Below are 18393 nucleotides of genomic sequence, written 5' to 3' on the forward strand. Positions count from 1 at the left end.
TACTAAAAAACAGGTCTTAGCGCTAGCGCTCTAAGACCTGTTTTACTTTTTTGGGCTTTTTATTTTGAAACAGCCCCCTCATTTTTATTCTATTGCAAACAAAAATTCTCCTTCTGTTGCTAAATCATTATCTACAAATGCTTTGCCTTCTCCTATTCCTATTGGTCCTCTTATCTTTATTATTTCTACTTCCATTCTTAATATGTCACCTGGGATTATCTTTTTCTTGAACCGGGCCTTATTTATTCCTGCAAAATAAGGAACTTTTCCCTTATATTTATCTTCAGACAATAAAATTACAGCACCTACTTGAGCCATAGCCTCGATGGTTAAAACCCCAGGCATTATAGGCATTTCTGGGAAATGTCCCTGAAAGAAAGGTTCATTAATGGTAATGTTTTTATATCCCACTCCTTTTTTTCCAGACGAAAGTATTTTTACATTATCAACCAATAAAAATGGGTACCTATGGGGGATGATTTTTAGTATATCGTTAATATCTAGGCCTTTAGTCATATATTCACCTCATATTTTCCGTATTATTCCAAATAGTTGACCATTTAACAAAAATAATGTATACTTATTCTTAAGTTTTTGTTATTCATATATAATAATACAGAAGCCAAAACTTTTTGGCAACTAATTTTTATCAATTTTTTAGGAGGTGATAAAAACAATACAAGACTCCAATATTAATTTTTACGGAGGTGCAAAATTGAATAATATATATTCAATAGGAATAACTGGCATAGGTAGTTATATACCAGAAAAAATTGTAACCAATAAGGACTTAACTAAGATAGTAGATACATCCGATAAATGGATAGTTGAAAGAACAGGAATAAAAGAAAGAAGAATTACTGATGATCAAACCTCCACATCTGATATTGCTACAATAGCAGCAAAAAATGCTTTAAAAGATGGGGAAATTTTACCGGAAGAATTAGATTTAATATTAGTAGCAACTGTAACTCCTGATATGGCTTTTCCCTCTACAGCATGCATTGTACAAGATAATATAGGAGCAGTAAATGCAGCAGCTTTTGACATATCTGTAGGATGTTCAGGATTTATATATGGACTGTCCGTGGGTTCAAATTTTATAAAAGCAGGAGCTTACAAGAAAGTATTAGTAATTGGAGCAGAAACGCTCTCAAAGATTGTTAATTGGGAGGACAGAAATACTTGTATCCTGTTTGGAGACGGAGCAGGAGCATGTGTGCTTGAAAGGTGTAAAGAAGGATCAGGATTTCTTTCTTTTGATTTAGGATCAGATGGAAGTGATGGTCATTTATTGACTCAACCAGCTGGTGGCTCGAGACTACCTGCAAGTTATGAGACTGTATCAAATAACCTTCACACTATAAAGATGGATGGAAGAGAAGTGTTTAAGTTTGCTGTAAGAATAATGGAAAAAACATCAATAGAAGTATTGAATAAAGCTAATCTTTCCTTAGGAGAAATTGACTTTCTTGTTCCACATCAAGCTAATATTAGAATTATTCAATCAGCAAGAAAGAAGCTTAAGTTAACAGAGGATAAGGTCTATGTAAATTTAGATAAATACGGGAATTTATCATCTGCATCTATACCGGTTGCATTAGATGAAGCCTATAGAAAAGGGTTATTAAAGAATGGAAAAGTAATTTTATTAGTAGCTTTTGGTGCTGGTTTAACTTGGGGTTCAACGTTATTAAAATGGAACAAGTAGGAGGGATTAAATATGTTTGATACAAGAATATGTAAGTTACTGGACATTAAATACCCTATTCTACAAGGTGGTATGGCATGGGTAGCTACTCATGAATTAGCAGTTGCAGTTTCTGAAGCTGGTGGACTAGGAATTATTGCAGCAGGAAATGCACCATCAGAAGTTATAAGAGAAGAAATACGTAATTTTAAGAAACTTAGCATTAAGCCTTTTGGGGTAAATATAATGTTGAAGTCACCTTTTGCTGAGGATATAGTAGGTATGATTTGTGAAGAAGAGGTTCCTGTCGTGACTACAGGTGCAGGAAACCCAGGCAAATATATTAGTAAGTTTAAAGAACACGGAATAAAAGTAATACCTGTAGTACCTACTGTGTCTTTAGCAAAGAGATTAGAGCGGATAGGCGTGGATGCTGTAATAGTAGAAGGAACAGAAGCTGGCGGTCATATTGGGGAATTGACCACTATGGCTTTGGTTCCACAGGTAGTTGATGCAATTAATATTCCTGTAATTGCTGCAGGAGGTATTGCGGACGGTAGAGGATTCATAGCTGCAATATCATTAGGAGCTGAAGGAATACAAATGGGAACTAGATTTGTATGTTCGACAGAGTGTACAGTCCATGATAATTTTAAAGAAATGATCATTAAATCAAAGGATAGGGATGCTATAGTTACTGGTAGAAGCACAGGATATCCAGTAAGGGTACTGAAAAACAAATTTACTAAAGAGTATATGGAATTAGAGAAAAAAGGTGCTCCTTTTGAAGTTTTAGAAGAACTAGGATCTGGGAGGCTAAGGCTTGCAGTAAGAGAAGGAAATATCTCTAAAGGTTCTGTTATGGCTGGTCAGATAGCAGGTCTTATTGATGATGTAAAACCTTGTGAAGATATTATTCAGGATATGATTAAAACTGCAAAGATTCAAGTGGATAATTTAACCTCTATTAAAGGGGGTGAGTCCAATGAGTAAAATAGCATTTATTTTTCCTGGGCAAGGTGCACAATATGTTGGAATGGGTAAAGATTTTTATGATACTTTCTCTGAATCAAAATTAGTATTTGAAGAGGCAAATGATTCACTGAACATGAATTTAAAGGAACTTTGTTTCGAAGGAGAAACTGAGGAATTGATAAAAACTGAAAATACCCAGCCAGCCATACTTGCAACTAGTATAGCAATGATGAGGGTTTTAGAAAAAGAGGGCATAGACTGTGATTATACGGCAGGCCTGAGTCTAGGCGAGTATACTGCCTTAGTTAAGTCCGGTGGAATTGAATTTAGTGATGCTTTAAGGCTCGTGAAAATTAGGGGAAGACTTATGCAAGAGACAGTTCCGCAAGGGAAAGGTGGTATGGCAGCTATATTAGGGTTAAGTAGAGATAAAGTGTTAGAGGCTATAAAAGGGCTTACTAACCATAATATAGTAGAAGTAGCAAATTATAACTCTCCAGGACAAATAGTTATTTCAGGAGAAAAAGAAGGAGTAGAATTAACCTGTAATAGAGCATTAGAACTTGGTGCAAAAAAAGCTGTAATGTTACCTGTTAGTGCACCATTTCATTCCAGCTTGTTAAGACCAGCGGGTGAAAAGCTAAAAGAAGAACTAGAAAAAGTAGCATTATTTGATTTAAAGAAAAATTTAGTATCCAATGTGGATGCAAAACCTGTAGTGAAAAAAGAAGAAATAAAAGAAGAACTAGTTAATCAAGTTAGTCGTTCAGTATTGTGGCAAGATAGCGTAGAATTTCTAATAAATGAAGATGTAGATACATTTGTAGAAATAGGTCCGGGAAAAAGTCTTACAAAATTTGTTAAGAAAATTAGCAAATCTATGAATAAAAGTGTCAACACTTATTATGTTAATAACATAGAAACCTTCAAAAATACGGTAAATTCTCTTAAAGAGGAGGTGGCAAATTGAGTCTAACAAATAAAAATGCTTTAGTGACTGGTGGTTCAAGAGGTATAGGTAGAGAAATTGCAATAAAACTTTCTGAAAATGGAGTAAATGTAGCAATTAGCTATATCCATAATATACAAAAAGCTCAGGAAGTTGTAAATGAAATTGAAAAAAATGGAGTAAAAGGAATGTCTATAAAAGCTGATGTTTCCAAAGAAGAAGATGTTGCTAAGATGTTAGAAGTAGCCAAGGATAAATTAGGAGACATCGACATATTAGTCAATAATGCAGGAATAACAAAAGATAATTTAATCATGCGAATGAAAACTAAAGAATGGGATGAAGTGATCAATACTAATTTAAGAGGCACTTATCTTTGCACAAAATCCATTATTAGAGGTATGATGAAAAAAAGATATGGAAAGATTATAAATATAGCATCTGTAGCAGGAGTTGCAGGAAATTTTGGGCAGGGAAATTATAGTGCATCTAAGGCTGGCGTTATTGGATTTACAAAATCTATGGCAAAAGAATTAGCAAGTAGAGGCATAAATGTAAATGCAGTAGCACCTGGTCTTATAGAAACAGATATGACTAAAAAATTAAAGGAAGATATCAAAGATTCACTGGTTAAAAATATTCCCATGGGCAGATTGGGGACTCCCCATGAGATAGCGAACATAGTAGTATTTTTAGCTAGTGAAAAATCAGATTATATTACAGGGCAAGTTATAAATGTAGATGGTGGAATGATAATGTAAAGAGGAGGAATTAAGATGACAAATTTTGAAAAAGTTAGAAATATAATAGGTGAGACATTAGAAATAGATGATGTAGAAAGTATTACTATGGAAACTTCAATAATGGATGATCTAGATGCAGATTCATTAGATGCTGTAGAGATAATGATGGCTTTAGAAGATGAATTTAGCGTTGAGATTCCAGATGAGGATGCAGAAACATTTGAAAATATAGGAGACATCGTAAAATATGTTGAAACAAAAATTAAATAATATTCTATTATAGTAGGGAGGGTATACAATTGAAGAGAGTGGTTATAACTGGTTTAGGTGCTATTACACCCATTGGAATTGGAAAAGATGAGTATTGGAATTCTCTACTAAAAGGTAAATCAGGTATAGGATATATTACTAGATTTGATACAGAAGGATTTGCTACAAAAATTGGAGCAGAGGTGAAGAATTTTTCACCAGAAAACTATATGGATAAGAAAGAATCAAGACGTATGGATAGATTTGCTCAGTATGCTGTTGCAGGAGCACATTTGGCACTAGAAGATGGAAAAATAAACTTGGAAAGTATGGACAAAGAAAGAATAGGAGTGATTATAGGTTCTGGCATAGGCGGTATGGAGACTCTGGAAAAGGAACATGCTAAATTATTACAAAAAGGTCCTAAAAGGGTAAGTCCATTATTTATCCCTATGATGATATCAAATATGGCTCCGGGACAGATTTCCATGAAATATGGACTTAAAGGACCTAGCATGGCAATTACAACTGCTTGCGCATCTGGAACTCATGCTATAGGGGAATCCTTCAAGATGATACAAAGAGGTATTTCTGATCTAATAATTACTGGAGGTAGTGAAGGAGCAATAACACCTGTTTCATTAGCAGGTTTTAATTCGATGAAGGCCCTATCTACAAGTAATGAAGAGCCGACTAGAGCAAGTAGACCTTTTGATAAGAATAGAGATGGCTTTGTAATCGGAGAAGGATCAGGTATTTTAATAGTAGAGGAGCTCAACCATGCATTAAAAAGAGGAGCAACAATATATGCTGAAGTTATTGGATATGGAGCTACTTCTGATGCATATCATATAACAGCACCAGATCCAGAAGCCAAGGGAGCTAAAAAAGCTATGGAATTAGCATTGAAAGATGGAAAAGTCGGTTCTAATGAAATAGATTATATTAATGCACATGGAACAAGCACTTATTACAATGATAAATTGGAGACTTTAGCTATAAAGAGCTTATTCAAAGAACATGCTTATAATATATCCATAAGTTCAACTAAGTCTATGACAGGCCATTTACTTGGGGCTGCTGGTGGAATAGAAACTATAGCTACAGCATTAGCTATTAAAGAAGGAATAGTACCACCAACTATAAACTATGAAGTACCGGATGAAGAATGTGATTTAAATTATACTCCAAACAATTTTATTAAGAAGGAACTCAAATATGGAATGTCAAATTCTTTAGGGTTTGGAGGTCACAACGCTACAATTCTTCTTAAACAATGGAAATAGTTTTAAATATCTGAGCTTGAGGGAAATCCCTCAAGCTCTTTTGCTGATTTAAAAGGTATAAAATACTATGTGTAAATTTATACTATGCTATACTTATAATAATAAAATATATGGAGTGATATTATGACATTTAATATTCCAAATTATGTACAGCTAATAATTAAAAGGCTAGAAGAAAAAAAATACAAGGCGTATATAGTAGGTGGAAGTGTTAGAGATATGCTTTTAGGAAAGGAACCAACTGATTATGATATTGCAACAGATGCTCTTCCATATAAGATAGAAGATATTTTTAGTGATTTCAAAACTGTAAGCATAGGTAAGAAATTTGGGACTATAATCGTATGCCAACAAGAAGGAGATGTGGAAATAACTACTTTCAGAAAGGAAGGTAGTTATTTTGATGGTAGAAGGCCTGAATGGATATCTTTTTCTTCCCATATTGAAGATGACTTAAGTCGTAGAGATTTTACAATAAATGCAATGGCATATAATAGTAAAAAAGGGATAATAGATCCTTTTGATGGGAAAATGGACTTAAACAGAAAAATAATAAAGGCCGTAGGAAATCCAGATAAAAGATTTGATGAAGATTATCTTAGAATATTAAGAGCAGTTAGATTTTCTACTCAACTTAGATTTGATATAGAAAAAAATACTTTTAATGCTGCTAAAAAATATTGTCAAAATGTATCAAAAGTTAGTATGCAAAGGGTTACGGATGAGTTTTTTAAAATCATTTTAAGCAAAGAGCCTTCTATTGGTATTCGCCTGTTGGAGAAAATTGGACTACTAAAAATAATTTTACCAGAAATTATACCGGCAATAGGATTTGAACAAAGGAATCCTCATCATGAAATGGATGTATATAACCATATATTATGTGTTTTGGACAGTACACCTTCAATTTTACAGGTAAGATTAGCGGCACTTTTTCATGACATAGCTAAACCTCATACTTTAACCGTAGATGAAGATGGAATTGGTCATTTTTATGGTCACAATAAGTTGGGCGTTGACATAGCAACAGAGGTATTGAAAAGGTTTAAAATTTCTAGCGAACTAAGAGAAAAGGTATGTAAATTGATTGAGGAACATATGAATCATCATGCTAATTTTAAAGAAAAAGGACTTAAGAGACTTATCAGGAAATTAGGAGAGGATGAAGTATTTAATTTAATCGCACTTCAAAAAGCGGATATTAGATGCTCGAATAAAGAAGCAACTATTAATTTTATAATAGAAAGAGAAAATAAGATAAGAGAAATACTAACAAATAGAGAAGTATATGAAGTTTTCCAATTAGATATTAATGGTAGAGATTTACTTGATTTAGGTTTTAAACAAGGGCCTATAATTGGAGAGATATTGGAGTATCTGTTAACAAAAGTAATGGAAAACTCAGAACTTAATGATAAGGAAATATTAAAAAGTATGGCATTGAAGAAATTTTATTAATAGATTTTTAAGATCTTTATAATGCCATGGATTCTTTTTTGGTTGTCAATTATTTACTGCTCATTGTGAATTATTAACGATTGTGTTATTATAAAAATATTATAGTTCGAATTAGGAGGCTGATAAGTATGGGAAAATTATTCGGTACAGATGGAATAAGAGGGATAGCAAATAAGGATTTAACTCCAGAATTAGCATATAAGGTTGGAAGAGCTGGAGCTTATATATTATCTAAAGGTAAAAAAGGGAAGATAATTGTTGGTAAAGATACTAGAAAGTCAGGGGATATGTTAGAAGCTGCATTGACAGCAGGAATTTGTTCTACTGGATTAGATGTGATATCCTTAGGAATTATTCCAACACCAGCAGTAGCATTTTTAACTAAGAAATATGATGCTTTAGCAGGTGTAGTTATATCGGCATCTCATAATCCGATAGAATACAATGGAATTAAATTTTTTAATGAAAATGGATTCAAATTAAATGACGACATTGAAGGAAAAATTGAAAATTTAATTTTAAAAGATAAAGAGATATCATTAAGACCCCTAAAAGGGGATATAGGTAAAACAATTATTGACAATGAGGCATCTGAGTACTATATGAATCATTTAAAATCCACGATAGAAGGGGATTTTAAAGGTATTAAAATAGCTATAGATTGCGGAAATGGAGCTGTATACAACATAGCACCACAATTACTTAAAAAATTAAATGGTGATGTAATTGTTATAAATAATAACCCAAATGGAGTGAATATAAATGTTGAATGTGGTTCAACTAATCCTTCAATGATTCAGTCATTAGTGTTAGAAACAAAAGCTGATATTGGATTATCGTTTGATGGAGATGCAGATAGGTTAATTGCTGTTGATGAAAAGGGAAATATAATTGATGGGGATCATATATTAGCTATTTGTGGAACTTACTTAAACGAAAATCAAAAACTTAACAACAATACGATAGTAGGAACTGTAATGACCAATATGGGGCTTGATGTATATCTAAAAAATAAAAACATGAATATTGTTAAAACAGCTGTTGGTGATAGATATGTAATAGAAGAAATGCTTAATAACGAATATGTATTAGGTGGAGAGCAATCTGGACATATCATATTTTTAGAGCATAATACAACAGGAGATGGATTATTAACAGCATTACAATTGATAGATGTAATGAAGAAAGTGGGTAAGAAAGCATCTGAACTAAATAATATAATTACAAGCTTTCCTCAGGTATTAGTAAATGCAAAGGTGAAGAATGAATTAAAGAATTCATACCTTGAAAATGAAGAGATAAAATCAGAAATAGAAAAAATTGAAGATATGTTTCATGGAGAGGGTAGAGTAGTGATAAGGCCTTCTGGAACCGAACCTCTTGTTAGGGTCATGATTGAGGGTAAGGATGGTGAAAAAATAGAAAAAATAGCTAAAAATTTAGCTAAGTTTATAGAAGATAGGATAGGATAACAATAGAAATTGAGGTGATCTGATGAATTACAAAATAGTTGCTGATAGTAGTTGCGACTTGAATGATGAGTTGAGACAGCGATTAAATGTGGGTTTGGTTCCATTAAAAATTATTGTAGATAATAAAACATATGTAGATGATGATACTTTAAACGTGAATGAATTGTTAGCAGTAATTAAAAATAGTGAATCTATGCCTAAGACATCTAGTCCTGCTCCTGGAGATTTTTTGAAGGAGTATGAAGGTGCTGATAATATTTTCGCTATAACTATATCTTCAGCATTAAGTAGCACTTACAGTAATGCAGTATTGGCTAAAAACATCGCTCTTGAAAGAGGTGATAAATTTATTCATGTATTTGATTCCTTGAGTGCATCCATAGGGGAAACCTTAGTGAGCATTAAATTATTTGAATTAATTCAAAGAAATTATAATAAAGATGAAATAATAAATAAAACAGAGAGATATATAAAAGAGATGAAAACATTCTTTATATTAGAATCTTTGGAAACTCTTATTAAAGCTGGACGGATAGGAAAAATTATGGGTAACATTGCTAGTAGATTATCTATAAAACCAATAATGGGGGCTAATGAGGGAACCATAAAATTAGTTGAAAAAGTCAGAGGCAGCAAAAGAGCGTTTAAACGATTAGTGGATATTGTAGGCGAACGAGGAGAAAAATTTGATGATAAGATTTTAGGCATAGCTCATTGTAATGCATTGAATAAGGCAGAAAATTTGAAAGAGGAAATAAAAAAGAAATATAAATTTAAAGATATAATAATTGTAGAAACCCATGGGCTGACTACTACTTATGCCAATGAAGGTGGAATAATATTAGCGTTTTGATATATCCTTTAAATTACGCAATTTAAAAAGCAAATCCATATTTATGAATTTGCTTTTTTTTGGTTGATAAATATTCTTTTTAATTTAGCATGAGATTCATATTCAGCTTTAGATATTTTACCCTTTTTTTTAAATTCATATAACAATAACAAAAATTCAGAACATAATTCATATAATTCCTTTTCGATTTTATTCACAATACCACCCCATACATTTTATAGTTATTTAATTAAATATAGAATTTTAAAATCCTTTAAAAACAATAATTATTACAGAAAATTAACAAAGCTCATAATTATAGTATCACTGTTTCATATAATTAGGTATACTTAGATTCAATTAGAAGTATATATATAATAATTAATTTAATTTAGTTTAACTTATTTTTTATGTTAAGCAAGTAGTTTCCTAAAATATTGTGTTATGCCTGTAATTGACAGAATTGTTATGACAATGCTATAATACAATATGCTCATAATTAAAAAGAAAAGGAGGATTAATAAAATGAAAAGGAGATTGTCGTTGTTATTGGCTTTATTTCTTGTACTATCACTTTTTTTAGTAGCATGTGGTGATACAGAAGAACCAGTAGAATCCGAAGGGCCAACAGATAGTGAAGAAGAAACCTCAAGTAATCCAGCTATTGCAAGAGAGGGTTCTGAAGACACTATTATAATTGGCATGACAGAAGCAAAAGGTGAATTTATGCCAGTTTATTATAGTACTGTATATGATGCATATGTAAATGAATATATGTTTGATGCTTTAATTACCAATGATGAAGAAGGTAACTATATACCACATGTAGCAGAAAGCTGGGAAATATCAGAAGATAATAAAACTTACACTTTTCATTTAAGAGATGATGTTACATTCTGGGATGGAGAACCGCTTACAGCACATGATGTGGAATTCACCTATTTAGCAATGGCAGATCCAAATTATGATGGTAGATATTTTTTATATCCGCAACTGATGGAAGGATACGAAGAATATGTTGAAGGCGATGCTGAAGATATGTCAGGAATTCAAGTAATTGATGATTATACAATATCCTTTACCTTCAAAGAAGTGGAAGCAACAAACATAGATTATTTAACTATGTTTATAATGCCAGAACATCATTATGGATTTGAAAAAGGTGATATAGAAACATTAAAATCTAAGATGTTAGATCCATTAGGTTCAGGTGGATATAAATATGTAGGATATGAACCTGCGCAATATGTAGAATTAGAAGCAAATCCAGACTATTTCTTAGGAGAACCTAAAATTAAAAACTTAATACTTAAATTTGTAACCCCTGATACTATGATGGCTGAACTTGAAACAGGGGCTGTAGATGTTTTAGAGGGAGTAACTAACACTGTTGAAAACTTTGAAATAATGGAAGGAATGGGCTTTATACATCTTAATTCATTCCCTAACAATGGGTATTCTTACATAGGTTTTAACCTTAGGGATCCAAGGTTAGCTGATAAAAATGTTCGTCAAGCTTTAGCTTATGGATTTGATCGTCAAGGCTTTGTAGACAATTTCTTTAAAGGACATGGAAGTGTTGCTCACGTTCCATTGTCTCCAGTATCGTGGGCATATACAGATGAACTAGAAGAAAAGATGAATAAATACGAATATAATCCAGATAAAGCTAATCAATTGTTAGATGAAGCTGGATGGGTAATGGGTGATGATGGAATCAGAGAAAAAGATGGTATGAGACTTGAATTTGTATATTCAACTTATCCAGATGTAGAATGGACTGAGCAATTAGCACCAGTATTGATCGATAATTGGGGTAAGATTGGTGTAGGATTAGAAATAAATTATATGGATTTTAATGCTATGACAGATGCAGTATTTGAACAGCAAGATTTTGACATGTGGAATATGGCTTGGGCATTAGATATTGATCCTGATGCTTATGACGTATTCCATAGCAGTCAATCAGTTAAAAGTGGCAACAATGCTGGCGGATTTGACAATCCAAGAAATGATGAATTATTAATAGCAGGAAGAAAGGAACTTGACCAAGAAAAACGTAAAGATATATATGAAGAGTGGGCGCTTCTTATAAACGAAGAACTGCCATATATATTCGTATACCAAAGGGATCAATGGAATATGGTTAATGACCGCATACAAGGATTCGAAGCTTCACCATATCAAGAGATAAGTCATCCTGCTGTATACTTAAATTGGGAAATAGCTCAATAATACAATTTACAGTAGTAGACTTATATATACATAAACCCGGTACTATATCGCCGGGTTTATGTTATATCAAACTATACTTTACAACATTAAAGAATTAACATAGGGAGGGAGAATATGTTAAGATATATTGGTCGAAGACTATTACAGTTAATACCTGTAATCATACTTATATCTATTTTAATTTTTACCATAGTAAAAGCAACTCCAGGAGACCCGGTAGGATCAAACCTAGATCCTAGAGCGACTGCCGAACAAAGGCAAGCAGAAAGAGCTAGGTTAGGGTTGGACAAACCAATCCCAGTTCAATATTGGAACTGGATAACTCGTTCAGTTCAAGGAGATTTTGGGGATTCCTATATTTATAAAAGGCCTGTTATTGAGGTAATCCCTGATTTTATTAAAAATAGCATGATTTTAAATATTTTTGTTTATATTTTTGCATTTTTAGTATCTATACCCATAGGTATAATAACTGCAGTAAGACAGTATTCCAAAACGGATAATTTTTTTAGTGCTTTTTCAATAATAGGTATTTCTATGCCAACATTTTTCTTTGGATTGTTACTAATCTATTTTTTTGGAGTCAAAAATCAATGGTTCCCTATAAGTGGTATGGAAACTGTCGGGAAAAATATTGAAGGGTTGGCACATGTTAAAGATGTACTAAATCATATAGCTCTACCTGGTATAGTTTTAATTATTGCCAATTTAGCTAGTTTAGTGCGGTATACTAGAACTTCAATGCTAGAAGTTATTAATCAAGATTATATTCGTACAGCTAGATCTAAAGGATTGGAAGAAAAAGTAGTAATATATAAACATGCTTTTAGAAATGCCCTTATTCCAATAATAACAATTGTTGGATTTACTATTCCATCTCTATTCTCAGGAGCAGTAATGTTAGAGACTGTATTTAATTGGCCTGGAATTGGAAGGGTTTTAGTAGATGCTGTTAATTTAAGAGATTATAATCTTTTGATGGCACTAAATATGTTTTTTGCCATATTAACGTTACTAGGAAATCTATTGGCAGATATAGGATATGCTCTAGTAGATCCAAGAATTAGAGTGGATTAGAAGGGAGGACGACAAATGACTGAGAGGAATACTGGTATAAAACCCGATGACAAAATTGATCAAGAAATTGGTGAAGCTGAACAGGAGATATTGACTCCGTGGAAACTAGTGAGACGTAAATTCCTAAAAAGAAAACCTTCTGTAGTAGCCTTAATTATACTTGCTTTTATAATATTAGTTGTTGCATTAGCTCCTATTATATCTCCTTATGATCCAAATGAATTAGATATGACTAATACTAAACAGCCACCATCTAAGGAGCACATATTAGGAACTGATGAACTTGGCAGAGATAATTTTTCAAGAGTATTATATGGTGGGAGAGTTGCATTACAAGTAGGTATTTTTGCCGTTATCATTCAGGTAATAGTAGGCTCTATTATAGGAGGTATTGCAGGATATTACGGTGGATGGATAGATAATATATTGATGAGAATTACTGAAGTATTCATGTCTTTTCCTTTTTTACCCCTAGTGATAACGATTTCTGCAGTTGTTGGAGTTAGCATACCTGCAGAGCATAAAATGTACCTAGTTATGGTTATTCTAGGTCTTTTAAGCTGGCCAGGTCTTGCTAGAATGGTAAGAGGTCAAATATTGTCTTTAAGGGAGCAAGAATTCGTACTTGCAGCTAAAGCTCTAGGAATAAAAAATTCAAGGATTATTGTAAGACATTTAATTCCAAATACCGTAGGATATATTGTTGTTAATGCTACATTGGGTGTAGCTTCAGCAATACTTCAAGAGAGTGCTCTATCCTTCCTCGGCCTTGGAGTAGCACCACCAGTACCAACGTGGGGAAACTTAATACAGTATGCAAGGGATATATATAATCTACAACATCGTCCATGGTTGTGGATACCGCCAGGATTATGTATTTTTGCTACGGTAATGTGTATCAATTTGATTGGTGATGGTTTACGTGATGCTATAGACCCTAAATCTTAATAGAGGAGGATAGGATATGAATAATTTATTAAAAGTAAAGGATTTAAGAACTTACTTTTATACTGATGATGGAGTTGTCAAAGCTGTAGATGGAGTTGAATTTCAAGTAAAATTTGGGGAAACCATAGGTATAGTTGGAGAATCTGGCTGTGGTAAGAGCATAACCGCTATGTCTTTGATACGTTTAATACAAAGCCCTCCAGGAAAGATAGTTAGTGGTAATATTATATTTGATGGAGAAGATCTTACACAGTTATCGGATGAAGAAATAAGATCGATTAGAGGAAATGATATTTCTATGATATTTCAAGAGCCTATGACTTCATTAAATCCAGTGTTCACTTCAGGCTATCAAATTGAAGAAATCTTAGAGCTTCATCAAAAATTAGATGAAGATCAGGCTAGAAAAAGAGCTATCGAGATGATAAAACTAATAGGCATTCCTAATGCAGAGCGCATAGTTGATGAATATCCTCATCAATTGTCTGGAGGGATGAGACAAAGGGTAATGATAGCTATGGCTTTAGCATGTCAACCGAAGATGCTAATAGCTGATGAACCGACTACAGCTTTAGACGTTACAATACAAGCCCAAATCTTGGAACTTATGAATGAATTGAAGAACAAAATGAATACATCTATTATGTTAATAACCCATGATTTAGGAGTTATTGCTGAAATGGCAGACCATGTAATTGTAATGTATTCTGGTAAAGTAGTTGAAGATGCACCTATTATAGAATTATTTGAAAATCCAAGACATCCATATACTATTGGACTCATGGCTTCAATGCCTTCTTTAGCTAAAGAAGGGCAAAGGCTTGAAACTATTCCAGGCGTTGTACCAAATCCTCTTTATTTACCAAAGGGATGTTATTTCCATCCTAGATGCAAATTTGCCACAGATGAATGTAAAAAATTACAACCAGAATTAAGAGAAATAGCACCTGGCCATAAGTCAGCTTGTTTTAGGGCTGAGGAGGTGACAAGATAATGAGTGAAGTTATATTAGAGATAAACAATTTAAAAAAGTATTTTCCTATAACAAAAGGACTTATGAAAAAAGAGGTAGGGGAAGTTAAAGCAGTTGATGGCGTATCTCTCTTTATCAAAGAAGGAGAAACTTTAGGTATAGTAGGAGAATCAGGATGTGGTAAATCTACATTAGGACGAACTTTATTAAGGTTATATGAACCTACTGAAGGTGATGTTATATTTAGAGGTGTAGATGTGTTAAACGCTTCTACTGATGAAATGAAAAAACTAAGAAGAGAAATGCAAATAGTCTTTCAAGATCCTTATAGCTCATTGAATCCAAGGATGACTATATCTCGAATAGTGGGTGAATCTTTAATAGAACATGGGTTATTTAAAAAAGGAAAAGGATTAGAGGATTATGTAGTAGAAGTTATGGAAAAATGCGGATTGGCTAGATATCATATGAACAGATATCCTCATGAATTTTCAGGTGGACAAAGACAACGTGTAGGTGTAGCGAGAGCATTGGCATTGAATCCTTCTTTTATAGTAGCAGATGAACCTGTATCAGCTCTGGATGTGTCAATTCAATCTCAGATCATAAATTTATTTAATGATTTACAAAGGGATTTAAATATTTCATTTATGTTTATATCCCATGATTTAAGTGTTGTTAGATATATAAGCCATAGAGTTGGAGTTATGTATCTTGGTTCAATAGTAGAGTTAGCAGAAAAAAACGCTCTATTTGACAATCCACAACATCCATATACTCAAGCATTATTAACAGCTATACCTGAACCAGATCCAAGAAATAAACGAGAGAGGATAATACTTGAAGGGGATATACCAAGTCCATCTAACCCACCATCAGGATGTAAATTCCATACTCGTTGTAGATATGCCCAAGACATTTGTAGTGAACGTGTACCAGAATTTAGAGATTTAGGAGGAGAGCATTTTGTTGCGTGTCACTTTGCTAAATAAGCTAAATAAAAAAAAGGTTGAAAAGAGGAAACCGATTAAAGAGTTAGAAAGAGAAGTGAAACGAGAGATTGATGAGAAAGACACAAAAGAACCTTATGGATTTACAAAACAAGATATCCTTGCTATGATTATTGCGGGATACCAAGTCATAATGCCCATAGTCTTAATAGGAGTATTGGCGTTGATTGCATTTGTTCTAATTTTTCTAAAAATCTATTCATGAAAGAATACGATGTAATCAAACATGATAAGTTAAATTTAACTTATCATGTTTGTGTTTATATATAAAAAACTTTTAAAATTTTTGTTGACATAAAAAAATAAAATGTTATAATAATAAGGTGATAATTTTTCATATGCGGGAGTGGCGGAATTGGCAGACGCGCTAGACTTAGGATCTAGTGTCATTTGACGTGGGGGTTCAAGTCCTCTCTCCCGCACCAGCAAAAAACCAGTGGTTATGCCATTGGTTTTTTCATGTTTGGCTATAAGTATGATATAATACATATAAATTTGATAATAATATTTTATATGATATAATTTTATGGTATAATGAATTAGTTTATAATTGAATAAATATTATGTTTAGAGAGGAGCATTTTTATGGAGTTTGTTCTACAAAATAAGGAAAACAATAAAGCTTTCTTTAATATTGAAATAAGTCAAAAAGAATTTGAAAAATCAATTCAAAATGTATATTTAAAAACTAGGAATAAATTTAATATACCAGGATTTAGAAAAGGGAAAGCTCCACGAAAGATAATAGAGTTAAATTATGGAGAAGGGATATTTTATGAAGATGCATTAAATGACATCTTACCGAAAGCATATGGTGAGGCTATAGACAAATTAGAACTTAAACCTGTAGATAACCCTGATGTGGATATTGATCAATTGGAAAAAGGCAAATCAATAATTATTAAAGTAGAAGTAACTATAAAACCAGAAGTTGAATTAGGAGATTATAAAAAAATAGAAATTGAAAAAATAGAATATAATGTTACAGACGAAGATGTTGAAAAGGAATTAGCTTCTATACAAGAAAGAAATGCTAGGATAATTGATGCTGGAAATAGGGAAACTAAAGAAGGAGATTTACTTACTATAGATTTTAAAGGATTTGTAGATGGAGAGCAATTTGAAGGTGGCACAGCTGAAGGACAGCAATTAGAAATTGGCTCAAATACTTTTATTCCTGGGTTTGAAGAACAATTAATTGGCAAGAAAAAGGGAGATGAAGTAGAGGTTAAAGTAACTTTCCCTGAAGATTATCATCAAGAAAATTTAAAGGCTAAAGAAGCTACATTTGAAGTTACTATTCATGAAGTTAAAGAAAAAGAATTACCAGAATTAGATGATGAATTTGCAAAAGATGTTAGTGAATTTGATACTTTAGATGAATATAAACAAAGTATTAAAGAGAGATTAGAAAAGGAAGCAAAAAATAAGGAAAAAGTTGATGTAGAAAACAAGATACTTGAAAAAGTAGTAGAAATTTCTAAAGTAGATATACCAGAGATAATGATTGAACATCAGATAGAAAATGAAATCAATGAATTTAGTTATAGATTGAAGATGCAAGGAATGGACATAAATCAATATTTAGAATTAACTGGTTCAAACTTGGATGACTTTAAGGAACAGGTAACACCAGTAGCAGAAAAGAGAGTAAAAACAGATTTAATTCTTGAAGCCATAACCGAAGCAGAAGATATTCAAGTTACAGATGAAGATATAGATAAAGAATTAGATAGATTAGCTAAAGAGTATAATCAGGAAAACGTAGATGAGTTTAAGGATAATATGAAAAAGGGAGATTTAGAATATCTAAAAGCGGGTATAATGAGAGATAAGACTATTGATTTATTAGTAAAAAATACTAAACTAATTTAATTTTAGGAGGGGTATATTATGGCATTAGTACCTGTTGTTGTTGAACAAACTAACAGAGGAGAAAGGTCTTATGATATATATTCAAGACTTTTAAAGGAAAGAATAATTTTTCTTGGGGGCGAAGTTAATGACGTAACAGCTGATCTAGTAGTTGCTCAATTATTATTTTTAGAAGCTGACGATCCAGATAAGGATATACAACTTTATATTAACAGCCCAGGAGGATCTGTAAGTGCTGGATTTGCAATATATGATACAATGCAATATATAAAACCTGATGTATCTACTATATGTTTGGGATTGGCAGCAAGTATGGGTGCTTTTCTACTTACAGCTGGAGCAAAAGGGAAGAGATTTGCCTTACCTAATGCTGATATTATGATTCATCAACCCTTAGGAGGTGCTAAAGGTCAAGCAGAGGATATAAGGATTCATGCTGAGAAGATTATTCAAACAAGAGAATCAATAAATAAGATATTGAGTGAAAGAACTGGGCAGCCTTTAGATAAAATTTCTAGGGATACAGATAGAGATTTCTTTATGACCGCCGAAGAAGCCAGAAAGTATGGTATAATAGATAAAGTAATAGAATCACATAAATAAGATTAAGTGAGGTGTCAT

19 protein-coding genes and 1 tRNA gene are annotated in these 18393 nt (G+C 32.5%); 18 read left to right on the forward strand and 2 right to left on the reverse strand.

The annotated features are described in order from the left end of the window. Positions 1 to 84: 84 nt before the first annotated feature. On the reverse strand, positions 85 to 516 hold the full coding sequence (fabZ, locus tag K8M07_RS11295) for a 3-hydroxyacyl-ACP dehydratase FabZ (RefSeq protein ID WP_223378955.1): 432 nt from the start codon (positions 514 to 516) through the stop codon (positions 85 to 87). Positions 517 to 715: 199 nt separating this feature from the next. Between fabZ and K8M07_RS11300 the strand changes: the two genes are divergently transcribed. The 9 genes from K8M07_RS11300 (at position 716) to K8M07_RS11340 (ending at position 9675) form a co-directional block, all read left to right on the forward strand. Next, a complete protein-coding gene (locus K8M07_RS11300; RefSeq protein WP_263282541.1) occupies positions 716 to 1711 on the forward strand; it encodes a beta-ketoacyl-ACP synthase III in 996 nt (331 codons plus the stop codon). A gap of 12 nt (positions 1712 to 1723) precedes the next feature. After that, on the forward strand, positions 1724 to 2683 hold the full coding sequence (fabK, locus tag K8M07_RS11305; protein ID WP_223378957.1) for an enoyl-[acyl-carrier-protein] reductase FabK: 960 nt from the start codon (positions 1724 to 1726) through the stop codon (positions 2681 to 2683). Then, positions 2676 to 3635, forward strand: a complete 960-nt coding sequence (gene fabD / locus K8M07_RS11310) for an ACP S-malonyltransferase (RefSeq protein WP_223378959.1) — start codon at positions 2676 to 2678, stop codon at positions 3633 to 3635. Before fabK ends, fabD begins: the two co-directional genes overlap by 8 nt. Continuing rightward, positions 3632 to 4375 carry a 3-oxoacyl-[acyl-carrier-protein] reductase gene (gene fabG, locus K8M07_RS11315; protein ID WP_223378961.1) on the forward strand — a complete coding sequence of 248 codons (744 nt, stop codon included), beginning with the start codon at positions 3632 to 3634 and terminating at the stop codon, positions 4373 to 4375. The genes fabD and fabG overlap by 4 nt, the downstream gene beginning before the upstream one ends. Positions 4376 to 4390: 15 nt before the next feature. After that, on the forward strand, positions 4391 to 4627 hold the full coding sequence (gene acpP / locus K8M07_RS11320) for an acyl carrier protein (protein WP_223378968.1): 237 nt from the start codon (positions 4391 to 4393) through the stop codon (positions 4625 to 4627). A 38-nt stretch (positions 4628 to 4665) separates the two neighbouring features. Further along, positions 4666 to 5892, forward strand: coding sequence for a beta-ketoacyl-ACP synthase II (gene fabF / locus K8M07_RS11325; RefSeq protein ID WP_223379040.1), 1227 nt, complete (start codon positions 4666 to 4668; stop codon positions 5890 to 5892). Between the two features lie 123 nt (positions 5893 to 6015). Continuing rightward, the gene (locus tag K8M07_RS11330; RefSeq protein ID WP_223378970.1) at positions 6016 to 7350 is read left to right on the forward strand and encodes a CCA tRNA nucleotidyltransferase; all 1335 of its coding nucleotides are present in this window, start codon (positions 6016 to 6018) and stop codon (positions 7348 to 7350) included. A 128-nt stretch (positions 7351 to 7478) separates the two neighbouring features. Further along, positions 7479 to 8822: a phosphoglucosamine mutase gene (glmM, locus tag K8M07_RS11335; protein ID WP_223378972.1), complete on the forward strand. Its 1344-nt coding sequence runs from the start codon at positions 7479 to 7481 to the stop codon at positions 8820 to 8822. A gap of 22 nt (positions 8823 to 8844) precedes the next feature. After that, the gene (locus K8M07_RS11340; protein ID WP_223378973.1) at positions 8845 to 9675 is read left to right on the forward strand and encodes a DegV family protein; all 831 of its coding nucleotides are present in this window, start codon (positions 8845 to 8847) and stop codon (positions 9673 to 9675) included. Between the two features lie 41 nt (positions 9676 to 9716). Here the strand turns inward: K8M07_RS11340 and K8M07_RS11345 are convergent, their stop codons facing one another. After that, positions 9717 to 9872 (reverse strand): hypothetical protein, encoded by a 156-nt coding sequence (locus K8M07_RS11345; protein WP_223378975.1) that lies wholly within the window; start codon positions 9870 to 9872, stop codon positions 9717 to 9719. Between the two features lie 307 nt (positions 9873 to 10179). Here K8M07_RS11345 and K8M07_RS11350 point away from each other — a divergent pair, with 307 nt between their 5' ends. The 9 genes from K8M07_RS11350 to clpP all read left to right on the forward strand — a co-directional run bounded on the left by K8M07_RS11350 (position 10180) and on the right by clpP (position 18375). Beyond that, the gene (locus tag K8M07_RS11350; protein ID WP_223378977.1) at positions 10180 to 11889 is read left to right on the forward strand and encodes a peptide-binding protein; all 1710 of its coding nucleotides are present in this window, start codon (positions 10180 to 10182) and stop codon (positions 11887 to 11889) included. 114 nt (positions 11890 to 12003) lie between these two features. Next, a complete protein-coding gene (locus K8M07_RS11355; protein WP_223378979.1) occupies positions 12004 to 12966 on the forward strand; it encodes an ABC transporter permease in 963 nt (320 codons plus the stop codon). Positions 12967 to 12981: 15 nt separating this feature from the next. After that, positions 12982 to 13914 carry an oligopeptide ABC transporter permease gene (gene opp4C / locus K8M07_RS11360; protein WP_223378981.1) on the forward strand — a complete coding sequence of 311 codons (933 nt, stop codon included), beginning with the start codon at positions 12982 to 12984 and terminating at the stop codon, positions 13912 to 13914. A 16-nt stretch (positions 13915 to 13930) separates the two neighbouring features. Continuing rightward, on the forward strand, positions 13931 to 14908 hold the full coding sequence (locus K8M07_RS11365) for an ABC transporter ATP-binding protein (protein ID WP_223378983.1): 978 nt from the start codon (positions 13931 to 13933) through the stop codon (positions 14906 to 14908). After that, a complete protein-coding gene (locus tag K8M07_RS11370) occupies positions 14908 to 15879 on the forward strand; it encodes an ABC transporter ATP-binding protein (RefSeq protein ID WP_223378985.1) in 972 nt (323 codons plus the stop codon). The genes K8M07_RS11365 and K8M07_RS11370 overlap by 1 nt, the downstream gene beginning before the upstream one ends. Beyond that, positions 15854 to 16102, forward strand: coding sequence for a hypothetical protein (locus tag K8M07_RS11375; RefSeq protein ID WP_223378987.1), 249 nt, complete (start codon positions 15854 to 15856; stop codon positions 16100 to 16102). Before K8M07_RS11370 ends, K8M07_RS11375 begins: the two co-directional genes overlap by 26 nt. Before the next feature lie 135 nt (positions 16103 to 16237). Next, positions 16238 to 16322, forward strand: a tRNA-Leu gene (locus K8M07_RS11380). A 160-nt stretch (positions 16323 to 16482) separates the two neighbouring features. Beyond that, positions 16483 to 17772 (forward strand): trigger factor, encoded by a 1290-nt coding sequence (tig, locus tag K8M07_RS11385; protein WP_223378989.1) that lies wholly within the window; start codon positions 16483 to 16485, stop codon positions 17770 to 17772. An 18-nt stretch (positions 17773 to 17790) separates the two neighbouring features. After that, complete coding sequence (gene clpP, locus K8M07_RS11390) at positions 17791 to 18375, forward strand: ATP-dependent Clp endopeptidase proteolytic subunit ClpP (RefSeq protein WP_223378991.1); 585 nt, start codon at positions 17791 to 17793, stop codon at positions 18373 to 18375. Positions 18376 to 18393 lie beyond the last annotated feature (18 nt).

It is taken from the genome of Schnuerera sp. xch1, from assembly GCF_019931165.1.
Taxonomy (GTDB): domain Bacteria; phylum Bacillota; class Clostridia; order Tissierellales; family Tepidimicrobiaceae; genus JAIOUP01.